The 20634-nt window shown below is 72.5% G+C and carries 19 protein-coding genes and 1 tRNA gene; 5 read left to right on the forward strand and 15 right to left on the reverse strand.

Annotation, left to right across the window (positions count from 1 at the left end; genetic code table 11):
- Positions 1-123 precede the first annotated feature (123 nt).
- The 7 genes from pheA to AB0M18_RS27630 form a co-directional block, all read right to left on the reverse strand.
- The gene (gene pheA, locus AB0M18_RS27600; protein ID WP_365762576.1) at positions 124-1059 is read right to left on the reverse strand and encodes a prephenate dehydratase; all 936 of its coding nucleotides are present in this window, start codon (positions 1057-1059) and stop codon (positions 124-126) included.
- 78 nt (positions 1060-1137) lie between these two features.
- Positions 1138-2403 (reverse strand): iron uptake transporter deferrochelatase/peroxidase subunit, encoded by a 1266-nt coding sequence (gene efeB / locus AB0M18_RS27605; RefSeq protein ID WP_365762578.1) that lies wholly within the window; start codon positions 2401-2403, stop codon positions 1138-1140.
- A gap of 4 nt (positions 2404-2407) precedes the next feature.
- On the reverse strand, positions 2408-4339 hold the full coding sequence (locus AB0M18_RS27610) for a copper resistance protein CopC (protein WP_365762580.1): 1932 nt from the start codon (positions 4337-4339) through the stop codon (positions 2408-2410).
- 25 nt (positions 4340-4364) lie between these two features.
- Entirely contained in the window at positions 4365-4844 is a 480-nt protein-coding gene (locus AB0M18_RS27615; RefSeq protein ID WP_365762582.1) for a copper chaperone PCu(A)C, read from the reverse strand.
- On the reverse strand, positions 4841-5575 hold the full coding sequence (locus AB0M18_RS27620) for an SCO family protein (protein ID WP_365762584.1): 735 nt from the start codon (positions 5573-5575) through the stop codon (positions 4841-4843). Before AB0M18_RS27620 ends, AB0M18_RS27615 begins: the two co-directional genes overlap by 4 nt.
- A 29-nt stretch (positions 5576-5604) precedes the next feature.
- A complete protein-coding gene (locus tag AB0M18_RS27625; RefSeq protein WP_365762586.1) occupies positions 5605-6336 on the reverse strand; it encodes a YcnI family protein in 732 nt (243 codons plus the stop codon).
- Between the two features lie 168 nt (positions 6337-6504).
- Entirely contained in the window at positions 6505-7308 is an 804-nt protein-coding gene (locus tag AB0M18_RS27630) for a hypothetical protein (RefSeq protein ID WP_365762588.1), read from the reverse strand.
- A gap of 217 nt (positions 7309-7525) precedes the next feature.
- Here AB0M18_RS27630 and AB0M18_RS27635 point away from each other — a divergent pair, with 217 nt between their 5' ends.
- A complete protein-coding gene (locus AB0M18_RS27635) occupies positions 7526-7975 on the forward strand; it encodes an ATP-binding protein (RefSeq protein ID WP_365762590.1) in 450 nt (149 codons plus the stop codon).
- A gap of 81 nt (positions 7976-8056) precedes the next feature.
- On the opposite strand, the gene AB0M18_RS27640 is transcribed toward AB0M18_RS27635, so the two are convergent.
- On the reverse strand, positions 8057-9526 hold the full coding sequence (locus AB0M18_RS27640; RefSeq protein ID WP_365762592.1) for an aminopeptidase P family protein: 1470 nt from the start codon (positions 9524-9526) through the stop codon (positions 8057-8059).
- 119 nt (positions 9527-9645) lie between these two features.
- Positions 9646-11064 carry a PP2C family protein-serine/threonine phosphatase gene (locus tag AB0M18_RS27645; RefSeq protein ID WP_365762594.1) on the reverse strand — a complete coding sequence of 473 codons (1419 nt, stop codon included), beginning with the start codon at positions 11062-11064 and terminating at the stop codon, positions 9646-9648.
- Between the two features lie 1019 nt (positions 11065-12083).
- Between AB0M18_RS27645 and AB0M18_RS27650 the strand changes: the two genes are divergently transcribed.
- Both AB0M18_RS27650 and AB0M18_RS27655 read left to right on the forward strand, forming a co-directional pair.
- Positions 12084-12656, forward strand: coding sequence for a bifunctional DNA primase/polymerase (locus AB0M18_RS27650; protein WP_365762726.1), 573 nt, complete (start codon positions 12084-12086; stop codon positions 12654-12656).
- Positions 12657-12837: 181 nt separating this feature from the next.
- The gene (locus AB0M18_RS27655; protein WP_365762596.1) at positions 12838-13425 is read left to right on the forward strand and encodes a hypothetical protein; all 588 of its coding nucleotides are present in this window, start codon (positions 12838-12840) and stop codon (positions 13423-13425) included.
- A gap of 265 nt (positions 13426-13690) precedes the next feature.
- Here the strand turns inward: AB0M18_RS27655 and AB0M18_RS27660 are convergent, their stop codons facing one another.
- From AB0M18_RS27660 to AB0M18_RS27675, 4 genes are all read right to left on the reverse strand, one after another.
- Positions 13691-14677, reverse strand: a complete 987-nt coding sequence (locus AB0M18_RS27660; protein WP_365762598.1) for a DUF5926 family protein — start codon at positions 14675-14677, stop codon at positions 13691-13693.
- Positions 14678-14822: 145 nt separating this feature from the next.
- A complete protein-coding gene (locus AB0M18_RS27665; protein WP_365762600.1) occupies positions 14823-14969 on the reverse strand; it encodes a hypothetical protein in 147 nt (48 codons plus the stop codon).
- A complete protein-coding gene (locus AB0M18_RS27670; RefSeq protein WP_365762603.1) occupies positions 14966-15568 on the reverse strand; it encodes an ATP-binding protein in 603 nt (200 codons plus the stop codon). Before AB0M18_RS27670 ends, AB0M18_RS27665 begins: the two co-directional genes overlap by 4 nt.
- Before the next feature lie 109 nt (positions 15569-15677).
- Positions 15678-16502: a glycerophosphodiester phosphodiesterase gene (locus AB0M18_RS27675; RefSeq protein WP_365762605.1), complete on the reverse strand. Its 825-nt coding sequence runs from the start codon at positions 16500-16502 to the stop codon at positions 15678-15680.
- Between the two features lie 169 nt (positions 16503-16671).
- Between AB0M18_RS27675 and AB0M18_RS27680 the strand changes: the two genes are divergently transcribed.
- Positions 16672-18147: a trypsin-like peptidase domain-containing protein gene (locus tag AB0M18_RS27680; protein ID WP_365762607.1), complete on the forward strand. Its 1476-nt coding sequence runs from the start codon at positions 16672-16674 to the stop codon at positions 18145-18147.
- A 61-nt stretch (positions 18148-18208) separates the two neighbouring features.
- On the opposite strand, the gene AB0M18_RS27685 is transcribed toward AB0M18_RS27680, so the two are convergent.
- Positions 18209-18601: a hypothetical protein gene (locus tag AB0M18_RS27685; RefSeq protein ID WP_365762609.1), complete on the reverse strand. Its 393-nt coding sequence runs from the start codon at positions 18599-18601 to the stop codon at positions 18209-18211.
- Positions 18602-18968: 367 nt separating this feature from the next.
- Here AB0M18_RS27685 and AB0M18_RS27690 point away from each other — a divergent pair.
- Positions 18969-19058, forward strand: a tRNA-Ser gene (locus tag AB0M18_RS27690).
- A 139-nt stretch (positions 19059-19197) separates the two neighbouring features.
- On the opposite strand, the gene AB0M18_RS27695 is transcribed toward AB0M18_RS27690, so the two are convergent.
- Entirely contained in the window at positions 19198-20580 is a 1383-nt protein-coding gene (locus AB0M18_RS27695) for a site-specific integrase (protein WP_365762610.1), read from the reverse strand.
- Positions 20581-20634: the final 54 nt, after the last annotated feature.

Raw genomic sequence — 20634 nt, forward strand, 5'->3', positions numbered from 1 at the left:
AAAGTGTGGGCCCCCGGACCTGGGGTGACGACGATTTGTCGACCTGCGTGACCGGTCTTGTCGACTTGTCCCCAGGTCGAGGAGCGGGCCTGTGGATAACTCCGGCCGGGACTCCGGCCGGACTCAGGCCCGCCCGTCCTGGGCCCGGGCGAGCCAGTCGGAGGCCTCGGTGAACTCGGTGTCCGTCGTCCCGCGCCGCAGCGGCCGGACGTCCTCCACCGCCACGCCGGCGCGCGGGTACGAGCCGAGGAACCGCACCTTCGGGCAGATCCGCTTGAGCCCCATCAGCGCCTCGCCGACCCGCCGGTCCGCGATATGGCCCTCCGCGTCGACGGCGAAGCAGTAGTTGCCGATGCCCGCGCCGGTCGGGCGCGACTGGATCAGCATCAGGTTCACCCCGCGCACCGCGAATTCCTGGAGGAGTTCGAGCAGCGCACCCGGGTGGTCGTCACCGAGCCACAGCACCACCGAGGTCTTGTCCGCGCCGGTCGGCGCCGCCGGCCGGGCCGGCCGGCCCACGAGCACGAAACGCGTCTCCGCGTTCTCGGCGTCGTGGATCTCGGTGACCAGGGGCTCGAGACCGTATGTGGCCGCCGCGAACTCGCCCGCGAAGGCCGCGTCGAAACGGCCCTCCTGGACGAGCCGGGCGCCGTCCGCGTTGGACGCGGCCGACTCCCACACCGCGTCCGGAAGATGGGCCCGCAGCCAGTTCCGCACCTGCGGCTGGGCCACCGGATGCCCGGTGACGGTCTTGATCTCCGACAGCTTCGTCCCCGGCCGTACGAGCAGGGCGAAGGCGATCGGGAGCAGCACCTCGCGGTAGATCATCAGCGGCTTGCCCGAGGCCAGCTCGTCGAGGGTCGCGGTCACGCCACCCTCGACCGAGTTCTCGATCGGCACGAGCGCCGCGGCCGCGTCGCCGTTGCGCACGGCGTCGAGCGCGGCCGGGACCGAGACCATCGGGACGAGTTCCCGCGTGGCGGCCTCGGGCAGCGTACGCAGCGCGGCCTCGGTGAAAGTGCCTTCGGGACCGAGATACGTATACCGGTTGGCGGACATACGGTCACCCTAATGGAGGCCTTGGAGCAAGCGGGCGCGCTCCGTCTCCACCGGGCCCGCCACGCCCGCAGCAGGTGGCTACGCCTCCAGCAGCCGCTGCCCCACGTACTCGCCCTCCGCCGGCCCGCCCGGCACCGCGAACAGACCGCTCGCCTCGTGCCGCAGGAACGGCGACAGGGCGTCGCCCCGGTCGAGCTTGCGCTGCACCGGCACGAAGCCGCGCAGCGGATCGGCCTGCCAGCAGACGAAGAGCAGCCCGGCGTCGGGGGTGCCGTCCGCCGCGATCCCGTCGTGGAAGGAGAACGGCCGGCGCAGCATCGCCGCCCCGCCATTCTGTGCGGGGGCGGAGATCCGGGCATGGGCGTTGTCGGGGATGACGGTCTTGCCGTCCGGACCCATCTTGTTCAGGTCCAGCGGGGTGGTCTCGCTCCCGCCGGACAGCGGCGCGCCGTCCGACTTCCGCCGCCCGATCACCTTCTCCTGCTTGTCCAGGGACAGGCGCTCCCAGTCGTCGAGCAGCATCCGGATCCGCCGGACGACCGCGTACGAGCCGCCCGCCATCCAGTCGGACGCGGAGGACCCGGGCACGAAGATCCGCCGGTCGAAGTCGGGGTCGGCCGGCTTGGGGTTGTTGGTGCCGTCGACCTGACCCATCAGGTTGCGGGCGGTCATCGGGCGGGCGGTGGCGCCGGCCGAGCGGTTGAAGCCGTTCATCTGCCAGCGCACCCGGGCCGCGTCACCCGCGTCCTTCTGGAGCGCGCGCAGCGCGTGGAAGGCGACCAGCGCGTCGTCCGCCCCGATCTGCACCCACAGATCGCCTTCCGAACGCTTCGGGTCGAGCGCGTCCGAAGAGAAGGGGGGCAGCGGATCGAGCTGGGCGGGGCGCCGCGCGGTGAGACCGGTGCGGTCGAAGAAGGTACGTCCGAAGCCGAAGGTCACCGTCAGGGAGGACGGGCCGGCGTCCAGCGCGATCCCGGTGTCCCCGGTCGCCGTCCGGCCCGCCATCAGCGCCTTCGCCGTGGCCGACCAGCGGCGAAGCAGCGCGGCGGCCTCCTTGCGGCCCGCGCCCGGCGCGAGGTCGAAGGCGATCAGATGGCCCCGGGACTGAAGCGGAGTGGTGATCCCCGCCTGATGTTTCCCGTGAAACATCACCTCGGTCGCCCCGACCGTGGTGAGCGCCGGCGAACCCCCGGAGCCGGCCTTGCCGGTCTCGGAGCCGTCTCCGGACACGGCCGCGGAGATGCCGGCGCCGCCGGCCGCGCCGATCACCAGTCCGGCGGCACCGGCCGCGCCCACGGTGCCGAGCACTCGTCGGCGGGAGATCTCAAGATTGTTGTCGCTCACGGGCTCAGCCGATCTTCACGTTCTTCTCGATGGTGGTCTGGTCGATCTCGGAGGTACGGACGGTGACCTGCATCAGCCACTCGCCCGCCATCGGCAGCTGGACGCCGCTCGCCGTCCAGTGTCCGGTCTGGATGCGGTCGGGCAGCACCGGCAGCGGGCCGATGTCCTTCGCCTTGAGGGTGAAGGAGACCTTCACCTCGGGTACGTCGAGCGCCCGGCCGTTCGGCCGCAGCACATAGAGGTGCAGCGCGTTGGCGCCCGTACGCCCGGGGTCCAGGGTGAGCTGCACGGTGCCCTTGCCGTCCGTGCCGCCGGTGTCGAAGGGCAGCCGGACGTCGATCGGGCGGTTCGGCACCGCGGCGGGGCCGGCGGCGGCGCGGCCCCGCCCCGCCTCCTCCTCGGTACGGGCGGGCTCGGTGGAGGTGAGCACGGTCGTCACGGCGAGCAGGACGACGGCCACGGCGGCCTCGGTGAGCACCGAGCGGCGCAGCCCGGCCCGCTCGGGGTCGGCGTCCCGCGCCTTCTTCCGCCGCGCGGTGGCGACGGCGGCCCGCTGCCGGGCGAGCTGCGCGGCCCGCTCGGCGTCCGGCTCGTCGGCCGCGTCCTCGACGGAAGTCTCGTCCGCGTCGGAAGTCTCGTCCGCGTCGGGCAGGTCGTCGTCCTCGGCTCCCGCCGGCCGCTCCGCGAGCCGCCGCACCCACCTCCGCGACACCCACCCGATGCCGATCAGGACGGCCACCAGGCCGACCTTGACCAGGAGCAGCTGTCCGTACCGGGTGCCGGTCAGGGCCGACCAGGTGCCGACCTGCCGCCAGGTCTGGTAGATCCCCGTGGCGGCGAGGACGACGACCGAGCCGAAGGCCAGGTTCGAGTAGCGCTCGACGGCGGACCGCTCGACCGAGGGCGCCCGGTAGAGCGCGACGAGCAGGGCGGTGAGTCCGCCGAGCCAGGCGGCGACGGCCAGCAGGTGCAGGATGTCGACCGGCATCGCGATGCCCGGCTGCAGCCCGGTCGAGGCGTGCTCGGCCAGCGCCCACGTACCGGCGATGCCGGCCGCGACGACGGTGCCGCCGAGGGCGAGGCCGAAGGCGAGGTCCTTGTGCTCCTTCTCGTCGCGGCGCCGGGCGTAGGCGCCGAACAGCACGGCGACGAACAGCGCGGCGGCGCCGAGCAGCAGTAGCCGGGAGGAGAGCGCGGCGCCGGTCTTGGTCTCCAGGACGGCCCGGAGCCCGCCCAGGTCGAAGACGTCGCCGAGCCTGCCGGTCTTGGTGTACGGGTGGCGGAGCAGCAGCAGCGCCAGGGTGGCCGCGGTCAGTGTCAGCCAGCCCCGGACCACGAGCCGCTGCACCGGGCGCACGGCGGCACCGCGCGGCCAGCAGGCCAGGACGAAGGCCCCGCCGCCGACGAGGACGACGAAACCGGCGTACGAGAGGTAGCGCGCGATCCCGTAGAGCGTGCCGACCAGGCCGCCGCCGATGGGGGTGTCGGGCAGGACGACGGAGGTCGTGGAGGGGGCGCCGACGGAGAAGGTGAAGGCGCCGGAGACGGGGTGGCTGTCGGCGGACACGGTCTGCCAGGCCACGGTGTAGGTGCCGTCGGGCAGTCCGGGCAGCAGCGTGACGCCGTAGCGGACGACCGAGCCGCTGCACAGGTTCTGTATCTCGCCGGTGTCGACCCGCTTCCCGGCCGGGTCGAGGACCCGGATGGAGTCGTCGCTCATGGCGACCTCCTCCGAGAAGGTCAGGTTGACCTCCTTGGGGGCGGTGGCGACCACCGCCCCGTCCTGCGGGTCGCTGCCGGTCAGCGCCGCGTGCGCGGACGCGGGGCCCGCACCGGCGAGCAGGGCGCCGAGCAGGGCGGCGGCGACGAGCAGCAGCCGGACGAGAACGTGTCCCCGTCCGGGGGCCGGCCCGAGGCGCGGGGCGGTGGTTGCCATCGTGTGTGTCACTCCCTCAACGAGCTCAGTGCTGCTTCGGGTTGTGGTTGGGCGCCTCGACGGGAAGCGTGACCTTGATGGGGTCGGACTTCTCGAAGTGGAGCTCGATGTCGACCTTGTCCCCCTGCTTGGGCTTCTGCTTGATGCCCATGAACATGATGTGGCTGCCGCCGCGTTCGAGCTTGAGCTCGCCGTTCGCGGGGATGTCGAAGGACGTCACCTGCTGCATCTTCTGGTTCTTCGTCTCGTGGATCTGGATGTCGTCCGAGAGACCGCTGGTGACGGACAGGAGCTTGTCGGCGGTGGCGCTGTCGTTCTTGATGGTGAGGAAGCCGCCGGCCATGTCCATCACGGGCTGGGGCATGAACGCACCGCTGACCTCCAGCTTCGGCTTGCCCTTGGCGTTGTCGGCGGTGACGTCGTCCGACGAACAGCCCGTCAGGCCCAGCGCGAGGGAGACGGCCAGAGCGGTGGCGGCGGACAGGGCGGTGGTGCGGCGGTTCACGGGTTCTCCCCCTTGATGAGCTTCGGCAGATCGGCGGCGTACTGGTCGGACGTGGTGTCCTCGCCGTAGAGCACATAGCCCTGGTCGGTGGTCGGCGAGAACGCGATCACCTGGGCGCCGTGCATGGAGACGACGGAGCCGTCCTTCTCCTTCTTGGGCGGGTCGATGCCGATGCCGATGGAACGGGCCCCGGCCTGGATGGCCGAGAAGTCGCCGGTGAGTCCGGTGAAGGACGGGTCGCCGGCGGCGGGCAGCCACTTGCCGAGCTCGGCGGCGGTGTCCCGCTCCGGGTCGGTGGTGACGAAGACGACCTGGAGCTTGTCCTGGTCGGCCTGGGGAAGCGCCTTGCGGGCGATGGCGATGTTGCTCATCGTCAGCGGGCAGACGTCCGGGCAGTGGGTGTAGCCGAAGTAGAGCAGGGTCGGCTTGCCCTTGGTGCGCTTGCGCAGGTCGAACTTCTCGCCCTTGCTGTCGGTGAGCACCAGGTCGGGCTTGGTGAAGGGCCGGTCGAGGACCGTGGCGGCCTTGGTGTTGTCGGAGCCGCCGGAGACCTCGGCGACCGTGCCCGCGCCGGTGCCGGCCGTCGTGTCGTCGCCACCGCCGAGGCCCACGGCCGCGGTGACGCCGATGGCGGCGACGATCGCGACCGCGGAGATGATCAACGGGGCCCGGCGGCCGGGGCGGCCGCCGTCCTTGTTGCCGGAGTTCTCGCCGGAGTTCTTGTCGGACATGGTGATTCCTTCGGTGAGGGGGAGGGCCGTCAGGCCGACCGGCGGCGTCCGGCCAGGACGCCGAAGGCGATTCCGGCGACACCCACGAGGATGCCGACCGCGCCGAGTACGCGGGCCGCGGTGTCGGTCGAGTCGGCGGCCGCCTCGTGCGCGCCGTCCTTGGTGTCGGCGGCAGGGGTGGCCGGCGCGGCACCGCCGTGGTGGGCGTCGGACGCGGCGGACAGCTTCAGGACCGGTGCCGGGCTCTCGGGCTCGGCGGCGCCCTCCTTGGGCTCCTCGATCCAGCGCACGACCTCGTTGTTGTCGTAGGTCTGGATCGCCTTGAGCACGAGCGAGTCGGTGTCCTCGGGCAGCCGGCCGAGGGAGAGCGGGAACTGCTGGAACTGGCCGGGGCCGATCTTCGAACCGTCGGCGGTCCAGGTGACCTTGGCGACGGCCTGGTCGATCTTCTTGCCGTGCAGCTCCAGCGGCTTGGCCAGCTTGGCCTTGGTGACCTCGACCTTCCAGCCGGGCACCGGCTGCGGCATCACGGAGGCCAGCGGGTGGTCGGTCGGGAAGTTGACCTCGACCTTGACGGTCGAGGCGTTGTCGCGCTCGTTCGGCACCTTCACGTTGACGGTCGCGTAGCCGCCCTTGGCCGCCTGGCCGACGGGCTGCACGCTCACGTGCGCGGAGGCGGCGCCGGCGAGCAGCAGGACGGAGGAGGCGGCGACACCACCGGCGACGGCGGCGCGGGCGAGGAAGCTACGGGAAACGCTCATGACGGAGACACTCCAGCTCATGGGAGAGGTGCCTCTCGGAGGACCGGAGGACCGGAAGACCGGAAGAGGACGAGAGGCACGAGTGACGGGTGGGTGCGGTCCGCGCGCGGGCGCGGACGCTGCGGACCCGCCCCCCGAGGTCTCTCGATGTGGCTGGAGCGGTCCGCGTCAGGCTGCGAGCACGCAGCGGGTGGCGGCCGGCGGGCCGCGCCTGATCACCGTGTGCTGAAGTGCCTCGGCCACCGGCGGCGGCGAGGAGTCGGCGGCGGTACGGGACGGGCCGCGCGGCCCGGTGGCCGGAGCGCCCGGCAGCCCGGCGAGCAGCGCCCGTACGAGCGCGAGCGCGCCGCGCAGCGAGCGGACGAGCGCGCACTCGGCGAGCTCGACGGCACCCCGCGCGGAGAGCGTGGTGAGCCGGCCGAGGGCGAGGTCGCCCCGGCGCAGCAGCCAGCCGGTCGCGAGCGCGGCGAGCAGGTGGCCGAGCAGCATCGGCAGGCTGGGGACGAGCGAGGCGAGACCGGTCTGGCCGGCCGCCGCGTCCGCCATCCCGGTCAGGTGCGCGTGCACGCCGCCGGCCGGGGCGACGGGGGCGAGCCCGGCGTCGCTGACGATCCGGGCCGCGTCGGCGGGGCTGAGCGTGGAGGCGCCGCCCCCGCAGACCAGTTTGGCCGCGAGCCGCAGGAGTGCCTCGTCGGCCTGGGGGCCCGTCACGAGCCGGCGCTGGCCGAGCCCGAACAGGGCGTGCAGGGCGAGCTGTCCGGTGGCGAGCGCGGTCACGATCGCGGGCAGCGAGCGCTCCCGGCCCGTGAAGAGCACGATGATCCCGAAGACGCCGAGGAAACCGGCGACCAGCGACCACAAAGCGATCCCCGCACAGGCGGCCAGCGCGTGGCCGAGCCCGGACAGCACGACGCAGACCGCGGTGAACACCGCGGCCCTCAGCAGACGTGGTGCGAGCGCGGGGGCAGACATGGCGGGGCCATCATCGCACCAGGCCCACCCCCTCCATACGGCAGGTCCGGAACATCACCCTTGGGAGCCTTGAGGCGACATACACCGCTGCACGGATCCCCGCATCCGCCGAACGGGCGCTGTTGCGGTCCGAGGGGGCTTATGGACCACCTCGTCCGGCAATACGTATCGGTATGTCGTGCCGCAGCATGTCGAGCCGCAGCCAGGAGGCTGGAGCATGAGCATCTGGTGGTCCCTGCATCTGCGGCGCGAGGCCGCGAGCGTCCCGCTCGCGCGACGCCTGCTGCTCGGCACGATGGAGACGGCCGGGGTGGATCCGGACGTGTCGTACGAGCTGTCGGTGGCCCTCACGGAGGCCTGCGCGAACGCCGTCGAGCACGGCGGGGCCGTCGCAGGCCGGGGCGGCCGGACCTCGGAGGCGTACCGCGTCACCGCCTACCTGGACGGCGAGACCTGCCGGATCGAGGTGGCCGACTCGGGTCCCGGCTTCTCCGCCGCCCCTCCCGCTCTCGCGGCGACCCCCGACGCCGAGAACGGGCGCGGCCTGCGTCTGATCGAGGAGCTCGCCGACCACGTCCACTTCGGCCGGACCGGCCGCGGCGGCGCGCTCGTCAGCTTCGACAAGCTGCTCAAGTGGCGCGCGGACGCGCCGCTCGCGCTGACGTGAGCACGTGAACGCGTGAGCACTGAGCGCGAGGGGCCCCCGCCGACCGATGCCGGCGAGGGCCCCTCGTACGTACGGGAGAGGTCAGCCCTGCAGGCCGGCCATCCACGCCTCGACCTCGTCCGAGCGGCGCGGCAGCTGGTCGGAGAGGTTCCGGTTGCCGTCCTCGGTGACGAGGATGTCGTCCTCGATCCGGACGCCGATGCCCCGGTACTCCTCCGGCACGGTCAGGTCGTCGGCCTGGAAGTAGAGCCCCGGCTCGACGGTCAGGCACATGCCCGGCTCCAGGGTCGTGTCGACGTACGCCTCGGTGCGCGCGGCGGCGCAGTCGTGGACGTCCATGCCGAGCATGTGACCGGTGCCGTGCAGGGTCCAGCGGCGCTGGAGGCTGAGCTCCAGGACGCGCTCCACCGGGCCCTCGACCAGGCCCCACTCGACGAGCTTCTCGGCGAGCACGCGCTGCGCGGCGTCGTGGAAGTCGCGGTAGCCGGCGCCCGGCTTCACCGCGGCGATGCCGGCCTCCTGCGCCTCGTACACGGCGTCGTAGACCTTGCGCTGGATCTCCGTGAACCGGCCGTTGATCGGCAGGGTGCGGGTGACGTCGGCGGTGTAGAGCTCGGTGGTCTCCACGCCGGCGTCGAGCAGCAGCAGGTCGCCGGAGCGGACCGGGCCGTCGTTGCGGACCCAGTGCAGGGTGCAGGCGTGCGGGCCGGCGGCGGCGATGGTGCCGTAGCCGACGTCGTTGCCCTCGACGCGGGCGCGCAGGAAGAAGGTGCCCTCGATGTAGCGCTCGCTGGTGGCCTGCGCCTTGTCGAGGACCTTGACGACGTCCTCGAAGCCGCGGGCGGTCGAGGCGCACGCCTTCTCCAGCTCGGCGACCTCGAAGGCGTCCTTCACGAGGCGGGCCTCGGAGAGGAAGACCCGCAGCTCCTCGTCGCGCTCGGCGGTGACCTTGTCGGTGAGGGCGGCCTCGATGCCGGCGTCGTGGCCGCGCACGGCGCGGACCGGGCCGGTGGCCTCCTTGAGCTGCTCGGGCAGCTCGCGGACGTCCTGCGCGGGGATGCCGAGCAGCTGCTCCGCCTCGGCGAGGGAGTGGCGGCGGCCGACCCACAGCTCGCCCTGGCCGTCGAGCCAGAACTCGCCGTTCTCGCGGTTGGAGCGCGGCAGGAGGTAGATCGTGGCGGTGTGGCCGTCGGCGGTGGGCTCCAGGACGAGCACGCCGTCCTGCGTCTGGTCGCCGGTGAGGTACGCGTACTCGGTGGAGGCGCGGAAGGAGTACTCGGTGTCGTTCGACCGGGTCTTCAGGTTGCCGGCCGGGATCACCAGGCGCTCGCCCGGGAAGCGCGCGGACAGCGCGGCGCGGCGGGCGGCGGTGTGGGCGGCCTGGGCGATCGGGGCGAGGCCGTGCAGCTCGGTGTCGGCCCAGCCGGACTTCATGCTGTCGGCGAGCTCGTCGGAGACGCCCCGGTAGAGGCCGTTCTTGCGCTGCTTGATCGCCTGCTCTTCGGACTCCTCCGGGGTCTCCGGGTTCTCCGTCGTGAGCTCCTCGGCCACGGGTCTGCCTCCTCTTGGTACGACACTGAACCTTCACCATCGTACGGGCGTGCGGTCAGGTGCCAAGAGGCCTTAGACCCATGACAGCTTTTGCTGACGGCCGTCACTCGAAACGGCCGTCACTCGAAGCGGGCGGCGAGCAGCACCACGTCCTCGCCGTCGGCCCCGCCCGTGTCCAGGCCCTCGGGCAGCACGGTGCGCAGCACGTGGTCGGCGACCGCGCCCGGATCGGACCGGTCCGCCTTGGGCACGCTCGCCGCGGCGGCGTGCAGCCGGGCGAAGGCCCGGTCCATGGCGTCGCCCGTCCGCCGCAGCAGCCCGTCGGTGTAGAGAAGCACCGTTTCTCCGGGGGCGGGCGACAGCTCGACGCTCGGCGCCTCCCAGCAGGACAGCATGCCGAGCGGTGCGGACAGCGAGGTCTCCACGTACTCGGTGCGCTGCTCGCCGATGACCAGCGGTGGGGTGTGTCCGGCCCCGGCGAGCACGATCCGGCGGGCGGCCGGTTCGCAGAAGGCGAAGAGCGCGGTGGCCGATCGGGCGGGCTCGGTGAGGCGGAGCAGCAGTTCCAGGTCGGAGAGGACGGCGACCGGGTCCTCGCCCTCCATCACGGCGTACGCGCGGAGGCTGGCGCGCAGCCGGCCCATGGCGGCCAGCGCGCTCGGCCCGCTGCCCGTGACGGAGCCGACGGCCAGGCCGAGGGCACCGTCGGGCAGCGGCAGCGCGTCGTACCAGTCGCCGCCGCCGCGCGGGCCGGTGCGGTGCCGGGCGGCGAGCTGCACGCCGGGGACCCGGGGGAGCCGGCTGGGCAGCAGCTCCTCGGCGACGGTGGCGACCCGGACGCGGGCCCGCTCGACCTCCAGGAGACGGGCCAGCTGCTCGGTGGCGAAGCGGCCGTACAGCCCGATGAGGTGGCGCTGCCGCTCGGTGGGCTCGGCCGGCTCGTCGTACAGCCAGACGACGGCGCCGAGCCTGCCGGCCTCCTCGGTGGCGAGCGGCAGGGCGTAGCTGGCGGCGTAGCCGAGGCGGGCGGCGACCTCGCGGTGGCGCGGGTCGAGGTCCTCCTCGGAGCGCAGATCGGGGTGGGCGACGGGGCGGGGCAGCGCGCCCTCGGGGAGCGGGTCGAGTCCGTCGAGGATCCGGCCGTACGAGGTGACGCTGCGCGGGACGGTCTCGATGGTGCCGAGCTCGGCGTGGGCGAGACCGAGGCCGACGGTGAGGGCGGGGCCCTGTCCGTCGGCGGGTTCGAGGACGGCCATGCCGCGGCGGGCGCCGACGAGGGCGGCTCCGGCGCGCAGTACCTCGCGCAGTGCGCCGTCGAGCGAGGCGGTCCTGATCAGGGACTCGGTGAGTTCGTGGAGGAGGGTGAGATCGGAGACCCAGCCGGCCAGCCGGTCCTGGAGGGCCACGGCGGAGGCGGGCGGGGGGAGCGGCGCGCCGAAGGGTGCCGCGGTGTGGGCCGCCGTGGGGGCGGCAGTGTGCGGGGGAGAGGGAACAGTGGAATCGATTCCGGCCACTTTCGGCGCACGCGGTGTACTCATGGCATTCCGCTTTCCGACCTGCGCGTTTCATGCAATAGCATCGCAAACCCCCAAGTCGTTCTGCGCCGCTACCCATCGATCCACATCTACACGCACATGTGGATCGATGTCCAGCATTGTCACCACGGGATTTCTGGTGTCCGTGGGATGCGGCGAGAGGGTTGAAGACTAGGGGAAGTTGGCCGAAAATTGACCTCGGTGTGCACCATTTGCGGTCGACTGGCGTCGTTTGAAAGCGCGTCATTTCGAGCGTGACGGGTACGTAATCGGTGACGGGCAGGGGCAGTTGGAGACGCCCCTGAATACGGACGCGGAACCCGAGCGTCCTCATCACCGCAGGCCGCACCCCTACCCCGAGTGGCGGGGAACGTGTTCCGGCAGGATCGCCGCCCGGACGCCCGCCGCACGCAGAGAGCGCCCGCAGGCAGCGCCCGTACGGGCCGGGCGAAGGCTCGTCGGCGCCAGGACGCGCAGTGAGTACGCGAGTGATACGCACGGTGAAAGCAACGCCACGTAGGGTGACATCCCTGTGATGCGTGGATTCGGCGTTCAACGGAAAGGAACGAGCGCTCATGCGCGAGATCCTCGGAAGGCGACGCAGGCTCCGGTTCGGACGCGGTGAGCGCGGGGCGGGCGCGGAGGCCATGCAGGGCATGCAGGGCACGCAGGGCACGGTGGATGTGCGGGCCTCGGCGCTGCTGTTCGGCACCGAGTGGGGCTGGCCGGTGGTGCCCGGCGTGGGCCTGCGGGTGGACGATGCGGCGCACGAGTCGGTGCAGGTCGAGCCGGTGCGGGCCGCCGAGGCGGTGCGGGCCGAGCCGGTGCGGGCCGAGGCGGTGCGGGTCGAGCCGGCCGCCGGAGAAGCCACCGGTGTCGTACGGAGCAGGGTGCCGTGGTGGGCCCGCGGGGCGCGGGCGGGCGCACGCGGGCGTACGCGGGAGCGCGCGCGGAACGGCGGGCTGTGGGCGGCGGTGGCCACCGGCTCCCTGTCGGGGGCCCTCACCGCGCCGCCGCCCGGGATGGTGTCCGGGGCGGCGTCCGGGGCCGGGCCGCTGTCCGCCGTGGTGGGCTGCGCGTGTCCCGACCCCCAGTGCGTCGTGCCCGGCGCGCACCCCCTCGACCCGGGCCTGCTCGCGGCCACCACCGACCCGCGCATGATCCGCTGGTGGTGGACCCGGCGCCCCGAGGCCCCGGTCCTCCTCGCCACCGGCGGCCGCGCCCCCTGCGCGGTCAGCCTCCCGGCCGTCGCCGGCGCCCACGCGCTCGCCGCGCTGGACGCGCAGGGCATGCGCCTCGGCCCGGTGGTGGCCACGCCCACCCGCTGGGCGATCCTCGTCGCCCCGTACAGCCTCGAACGGCTCGGCGAACTCCTCTACACCAAGGACAGCGTGCCCGCCTCGCTGCGCTTCCACGGCGACGGCGGCTATCTGCCGCTGCCGCCCTCGACCACCGGGACCGGCCAGGTGCGCTGGGAGCGCGCGCCGCTGGCGGGCTCGGCCCGGCCGTGGCTGCCGGACGTGGAGGCGGTCGTGGACGCGCTGGTCGAGGCGAGCACGAGCATGCCGGGGGGCGGCAGCCGGCTCGCGTACTGAGCCTCAAGCCTCGCGTACTGAGTCTCACGCGGTCGCCCAGGGCGGGCGTTCACCCGAACGGGTGTGGAACGGCCCGCCATCCAGGAGAAACGCGCGCGTGGCCGGACGGGAGCACACCGGCCGCGGATATCTTCGCGGGCAGGATCCGTTCCCGAGCGGGATCCGTTCCCGAGGAGCGAGCATGGGGCGCAAGAGTGGGCGCAGGACTCCGGCACGTATCGGTCCCGCGCGCCTGCGCGCCCTGGGGCTCGGCGCCGCCGTCCTGATCGCGGTCCTGGTGCCGGTCGCGGCGTCGGCGGGACCGGCGGGTGACGACGGTGCCGGGGTGCGCGGGGACGGGGACGCGAAGCCGACGGGGCTGCTCCGGGACCTGGGCCTCGACCTGGCTCCGTCCCGTACCGAGGCCGCGGCGGATCCCTCCGTCACCCGCTGCGGGCCCGAACTCGCCTCGCCCGACGGCGTGGAGGCCCAGACCTGTGTGGTGGCCGAGGGCCCGGACGTCTGGGCGCGTACGTACTACCGCAACGCGACGGGCCAGGAGCTCGACGCCGTCCTCACCCTGATGGCGCCCGGCGGGCGGACCGTCCAGGTGCGCTGCTCCATCGCGGCCCGGGACGAGCCGGGGACGTGCGAGACGCCGAGGGAGCGGAGCCGCGGCGCGGCCGACGCGTACACGGCGGTCGCGGAGTTCGCGGGAACGGGCGAGAACGGCAATGCGCCGTTGCTGCTGCGCTCGGGGAGCAACGCGGCGGAGCCGGAGAGCAGTTGATCACTTCTTGATCCGCAGAATACGGATCAAGATCTTCCGGATCAGGGGCGGTGTCGGTTACGGCATCCGTGTCCGGGCATGAGAACGCCCGGTCGCTGGCGACGGGGGATGCACCAGCGACCGGGCTTCAAGAACGGTAACAAGAGATTGGCCGTTCGCAAATTCGATCTCGGTTATTCGGACAGGGATTTCGCCCTTCCGAGGAGGGGTTGTGGCGGACATCACCGACTGGTCGGTCTGTCAGTCACGGATACCACCCCGGGTATCAGCTGAGCGTCACCTGACGGTTGGTGAGACCGCCGCGCGCCCGGCGCTCCTCCGTGGTGAGCGGAGCGTCCGAGGCGAGGGCCGTCGCGAGCCGCTCGGCGAACTCGGCGGCCGGCTTCTCGCAGTCCTCCGCCGTCATCGTGGTGGGCAGGTCCCACACCGGCACCATGAGCCCGTGGGCCCGGAAGGAGCCGACGAGACGGGTGTCCGGGCCGAGCGAGGAGGCGCCGGCGGCCTGCAGCCGGGCGAGCGCGTCGAGCAGCTTCTCCTCCGGGTGCGGCATGACCCAGCGCAGGTGGTTCTTGTCCGGCGTCTCGCACCAGTAGGCGGAGTCCACGCCGGTCAGCTTCACGGTCGGGATGGCGGCGGCGTTGGCCCGCTCCAGGGAGGCGGCGACCTCGGGGTTGGAATTGTCCGCGGACTCCGGAATCCAGAATTCGAATCCCGAGTGCACGACAGGCGAAAAATCGCCGTCGGCGTCGAGCAGATCCTGAAGTCGCGGACCCTCCGCCGGTACGCGGCGGGGCTCGACCGGCGTGCCCGGCTCGGCCACCAGGGCGCGCTCCAGCGTGTCGGCCAGGTCGCGGGCGAGGTCGCCGGAGGACGAGTCGTTCTGCAGCGCGAGCAGCACCGAGCCGTCGTCGCGGCGCAGCGCGGGCCAGGCCATCGGGAGCACGGTCGCGAGCGTCACCGACGGCACGCCCTCGGGCAGCCCGGCCTTGAGCGTCAGCGGGACGGTCGCGGCGGGCACCAGCTCGCGCAGGGCGACCCAGTCGCACTCGCCCGGCAGCCCCTCGAAGGGCCGCTGGACCAGCTCGGTCGCGGCGTGCGAGGCGGCCCGCCCGTGACACGCCTTGTAGCGGCGGCCGGAACCGCAGGGGCACGGCTCGCGCGCACCGACGACCGGGATCTCCCCGTTCGTGACCTGTGCCTGGCCGGTGCTGCCGGCCTTGCCGGGCTTCGTCTGGGGGCGCTTCTTGGCCATGGTGTGGCTTTCTCCCGATCGCGGCGGTGCTGTCTCGGCGCGAGCCTAGCCGTACGGGGAGCGCGACGCGGGTATGCCGGTGCGGCGTCCCCCGGGAGGGGCGGGAGCGGGGCGCCTGTCCCCTCGTTGCCGCTACATGCTGTCGCTACGTGCTGCTGCCCGCCCCGTACACCCGGCCGTACCCGCCGTGGCCGTACACCCGGCCGTACACGCCGTGGCCGTACATCCGGCCGTACACACCTTGGCCGTACGCACCCTGGCGTACACCCCGGCCGACATTCCAGGTCGTCATTCCAGGTCGTCGTACGCGTCGAGGAAACCGAATCCGGAGCCGCCGCCGACCCGGGCGGCGAAGTCCTCGCCGCGGTGGCCGCCGGTGACCTGCACCCAGACGGTGACCTCGCCGGTCGCGCTGTCCCGTACGCCCCAGTCCTGGGCGAGCGCGCTGATGATGTTCAGCCCGCGGCCGCCGCGCGCGGTGACCGACGGGGTGGCCGGAACCGGACGGGTGGGACCGCCGCCGTCCGTGACCTCCACCGTGAGTCCGCCGGACCGGTCGATGCTCCAGGCCGCTCGCACGTCTCCGTCGCCCACGTCCGCACAACCCAGCGGTCTGCCGTGCCGACAGGCATTGCTCAACAATTCGGAAAGGATCAGTACCGCGTCGTCGACGACCGATTCGGCCATTCCGCTGCGGCTCAACTGCTCCCGCATCCGGTGTCGCGCCGCACCCACGCCCGCAGGGCCATGGGGTACGGCCATGCTCGACGACGTGGGCACCTCCTGTGCCACCACCAACGCCACCCCCGAGACCTCCTTTGCCCCACGCCACGTGGTGAATGCCCCAATGGCCTGGACCGGAAACCGGCCAGTACGCCTCCGGTGACGCACTCGTGACGATCGCGTACGTCCCGAACGCGCCGGTGCACACCCCGCACCCGTGGGGAGGCTGGGGCAAAAGGGGTGTAACCGCACGGTTTCGGGGGTGGAGCCGGCGGGGTCAGGCGCGGCCGAGGTGGGCGAGGACCTGCTTGGGCCGGTTGGTGATGATCGCGTCCACGCCGAGCCGTACGCAGAGCTCCACGTCCTCCGGATCGTCCACGGTCCACACATGGACCTGGTGACCGGCGTTCTGGAGCCGCAGGATCACCGCCGGGTTGTGCCGCACGATCCGGACCGAGGGCCCGGCGATCCGCGCGCCGGCCGGCAGCCCGCCGACCCGCAGCCGCGGGGTGACGAACTGGGAGAGCGAGACGGTCGGCATGGTCGGCGAGGCGGTGGCGATGCGGTGCAGCGAACGCGCCGAGAAGCTCATGACGCGGACCGGGGAGTCCTCGGGCGTGGCCGGCTCGGCGAGGCCGAAGCGGCCGAGGAGCTGGAGCAGCTTCTCCTCCACCTGCCCCGCCCAGCGGGTGGGGTGCTTGGTCTCGATGGCGAGCTCGATCCGGCGGCCGGCGTCGGAGACGAGCTCCAGGAGGCGTTCCAGGGTGAGTACGGAGGTGGCCTCGGGGTCGCCCCAGTCAGGGCTCTCGCCCGCCTCGTCACGGCCCTTCCAGGTGCCGAAGTCGAGTGCGGCGAGGTCGGCGAGCTCCAGGGCGGAGACGGCGCCCTTGCCGTTGGAGGTGCGGTTGACGCGCCGGTCGTGGACGCAGACGAGGTGCCCGTCGGCGGTGAGCCGGACGTCGCACTCCAGGGCGTCGGCGCCGTCCTCGATGGCCTTCATGTAGGCGGCCAGCGTGTGTTCGGGGGCGTCCTCGGAGGCGCCGCGGTGGGCGACCACCTGGACGGGGCGGCGGCTGTTCGGCGGCTGCGGTGCGTGGGTCACCGCGACATGGTACGGGTGTCCGTTTGGCCCGAAGTAAACAATGGGGTGCGGACGCACAGCTCCGGCTTACAGTGGCCTGACGTGCTGTGGGAAAAGCTGTTCGCAGCACCATCGTCACCACCACCACCATTCCACCGCGACGGCCTGCGCAGTGAACGAGGAGAGAGCTGTGAGCACCGAGAACGAGGACGAGGGCACGGCGGCTCCGGCACCGGCTCCGGCAGCTCCGGCGGCTCCGGAAGCGGCTCCCGCACCGGCTCCGGCCGCTCCGGCACCGGCACCGGCTCCGGCCGCTCCGGCAGCGGCGGAGGCTGAGACCGCTGCCGCCCCGTCCGCCCCCGCGGCGCCTGCCACGCCTCCCGCCACGCCTCCCACCGCGCCTCCTCCGGTTCCGGCGTACACCGGAGCGGCTGCGGCAGCGGGAGCGCAGGGCGCCCAGGGCGCCGACGGCTGGCCGCCGGTCCCGCCGGTGACCCCCGCCTGGGGTGCGCCGCCGGTGCCGCCGGGCCCGGAGGCACCGCGCAAGCGCACCGGCGGACTGGTCGCGGCCGTCCTCGTCGCGGCGCTCGTCGCCGGCGGGGTCGGCGGCGGCATCGGCTACTGGGCCGCGTCCCAGCGGGACGGCGACACGACCGACTCGACCACCGTCTCCTCGGGCGACGCCCCGTCCTCCTTCAAGCGGGACCCCGGCACGGTCGCCGCGGTCGCGGCGAAGGCGCTGCCCAGCGTCGTCACCATCCAGGCCAAGTCCGGCGGTTCGGAGGGCGAGGGCGGCACGGGCACCGGCTTCGTCTACGACAAGGAAGGCCACATCGTCACCAACAACCACGTGGTGGCGTCGGCGGCGGAGGGCGGCACGCTGTCCGCGACCTTCTCCAACGGCAAGACGTACGACGCGGAGGTCGTCGGCCGTGCCGAGGGCTACGACGTGGCGGTCATCAAGCTGAAGAACGCGCCGTCGAACCTGACGCCGCTGCCGCTCGGCGACTCCGACAAGGTCGCGGTCGGCGACTCGACGATCGCGATCGGCGCGCCCTTCGGCCTGTCGAACACGGTCACCACGGGCATCATCAGCGCCAAGAACCGCCCGGTCGCCTCGGGCGACGGCGGCGGTGGCAAGAACTCGTACATGAGCGCCCTGCAGACCGACGCCTCGATCAACCCGGGCAACTCCGGTGGCCCGCTGCTCGACGCGAGCGGCGCGGTGATCGGCATCAACTCCGCGATCCAGTCGGCGGGCAGCGGCTTCGGCCAGTCCCAGGCCGGTTCGATCGGCCTCGGCTTCGCGATCCCGGTCAACCAGGCGAAGAACGTGGCCGAGCAGCTGATCAAGACGGGCAAGCCCGTCTACCCGGTCATCGGCGCCACGGTGAACATGCAGGACCGCGGCGAGGGCGCCGTCATCGCCGACTCGGGCTCCGGCGGCACCCCCTCCCTCACCCCCGACGGCCCCGCCGCCAAGGCCGGCCTGAAGCCGGGCGACGTCATCACGGGCTTCGGCGACCGCCAGATCGACAGCGGCCCGACCCTGATCAGCGAGATCTGGACCCACAAGCCCGGCGACTCGGTCAAGATCACCTACGAACGCAACGGCAAGCCCGCCACGACCACGGTCACCCTGGGCGAACGCACGGGCGACAGCTGACCTAGAGCTCCTCCACAGCACCAGGTCCGCCTCCCGAGCGGAGGCGGACCTGGCGGCACGCTCACGGGCTGGCAGTGCGGTTGAAGCTGGTGATGTTGAGCTTGATGCCCTTCACGGTCTTGAGCGTCGTGGGGAACTCCCCCTGGGCCGTCTGGCCGGGCTGCACGTTCGTCTCCAGTTCGGTGCCGTCCGCCAGCCGGGTACCGGCGGCGTCGACGGCCTCCCAGTCCCACGCGTAGTCGGACTTCTCGCTGCTGTTGTTCCTGATCGTCCAGACGACCCAGACGTTGGTCAGCCCGGCCACCGAGCGGTCGTCCAACTGGAAGCTGATCAGATCCGCCCGCTCGCCCTGCGGGGTCTCTGCGGCGGTGGTCGTACTCGGCGCGGGGGTCGTGTCCTGGTCGCCATCCCCCGCCGCGATGATGACGGTCACCACCACGACGATGGCGATCACTGCGGCCAGAGCGCCTGCGCACCCCCACAGACAGCCGCGCCCCCACCGCGTCTTCCGCGGCGGTTCCGGCGGAGACGGGTGTTGCCCGGGAACCGGTGGGCCGTAGCCCGGACTTCCCCACTGCGGCCTGCCCCCGGACGGCTCACTCGTCGGCATGTCGACCTCCTCCGCAATGGCTATCGCCAGGCTAGAAAGCGGGGCGAAACGCCGCGAACGGAGAGCAGCCACTCAGGCGACGCCCTCACCCGCCCGCCCGCCGTCGGCCGGACCCGCGCGAGCTCGTGGTCAACCTGTGGTCGGGCTTCCGTGCCCGCGCCGTCCAGCCGGTAGGCTGTAGCCCGCTCCCCGCCAGGTGAGGCGGGGCGAGGGTGGGTTGCCCGAGCGGCCTAAGGGAACGGTCTTGAAAACCGTCGAGGCAGCGATGTCTCCGTGGGTTCAAATCCCACACCCACCGCCAGGTCAGAGAAGCAGCAGGTCAGAGGGTGGGCCCCGAATCCCGGGGCCCGCCCTCTGCGTGCACCTTGTCTCACCCTGACTCGCCCGTATCCCGGTCCTGACCAGTGCGTGCGGGCCAGGGGCGGGCCAGGATCGGCGACTCAGCCGCCGTTGAGCCCCTGCTCGATGAGCGCGTTCGCCTTGTCCTGCTGCCCTCGCAGGATCTTGGCGTAGAACCGGAAGAGAACCGTGAGGCTGTGCCCCGCTCGCCGGGCGACTTCCACCGGATCCACTCCGGAGTTGATCCACAGGGACACCCCCGCGTGCCGCAGCGAGTACGGCACATCCGCAAGGGGCGTCTTGGCCTCTTTCGCCGAGAGTGCCTTGAGGCGGGCCGCGTCCCAGAGCGCGCAGTACTCGGTGGATGTGACACGTCCCTTCTCGACCGCCCGGAAGAGACGGCCGTCGTCCGCCACCCCGTACCGCTCGATGTGCCCCCGGAGCATCGTCGTGAGGACCGGAGGAATCGGTACCGGGCGGGTGGCCTTTCGCGCTCGCCTCTTCAGGCCGCGCTCGTCGTACGACTTCCCGTCGTCCGTCCAGCCGGACCCGACTTCGGGACGGCTTCCGGCGAGGACGAGTTCGCCCCACCCGGATTCCGGCAGCGTGCAGTCGGCCTCGCGCAAGGCCGCGATCTCCGAGGGGCGCATGGCGGCGTAGTAGAGGCACCCGAAGAACGCGGCCAGGTGCTCGCCGCGGTCGCTGATCTGCCTCACGGCCCCGATGAGGGCGGTGACCTGCTCTGGGTTGGGGACGTACCGGAAGTCGACTTCGTCGTCCTTCACCGGGGCCGCCCAGTCCACGCCACCCAGCGGGTTCGCGGGGAGGATCGTGCGCTCAACGGCGTACCGCAGCACGTTGCTCAGCACCATGCGCTTCCGGTTCACCGTGTTGTCGGCCGCAGGCTTCCCATCGAGCTTCCGGGAAATGGCGTCCAGGGCCGCGCGCAGCCGGTCCGACCGGGCGACCTCGGTCACCTTGTACGTGTGCTCAGAGATCCAGGCGAGCGCCTTGGCGACGTCGGCCGGCGGCTCCTCGACCTGGTGTCGCATGTGCAGGGTGCCCTCCGCGTCCCTCACCGCACGGAAGGCCCACCCATAGAGCGCCTTCCGCAGCACGGCGGCTTCCGGAGCCCCGCGTGAGCTGGACGCGAAGACCGGCGTGATGGTGGCCAAGGTCTCGGCGATGCTCGCGCGGTGCTTGGCCGCCGCGTTCGGCCACTTCATGAGCACGTACGCGGTGGCGTGCTCGTACCAGGTGGGCGTGGTCAGAACTTCAAGCTCAGAGACCGGCAGCCCGGTCTCCTCGTCGAACTGCTCGCGCTTGCGCAGCGCGGCCATCAGCTCGTTCTGGCGCCCTTCCGCCTGCGTCTTGAGCTTGAAGCTTCGGGAGTGTCGCTGCTCGCCGACCCGCCACCGCAGTTCGAACGGCTTCGGCCGGTTGCGTTGCCGGATAGCCCAGAATTCCACGTCGTACGTGAGCATGTCTCTCCAGATAGGTGAGGGGGCCCACCGGCGGTGGGCCCCCTCGATACGGGG

The organism is Streptomyces sp. NPDC051909, assembly GCF_040681095.1.
Classification (GTDB): Bacteria; Actinomycetota; Actinomycetes; order Streptomycetales; family Streptomycetaceae; genus Streptomyces.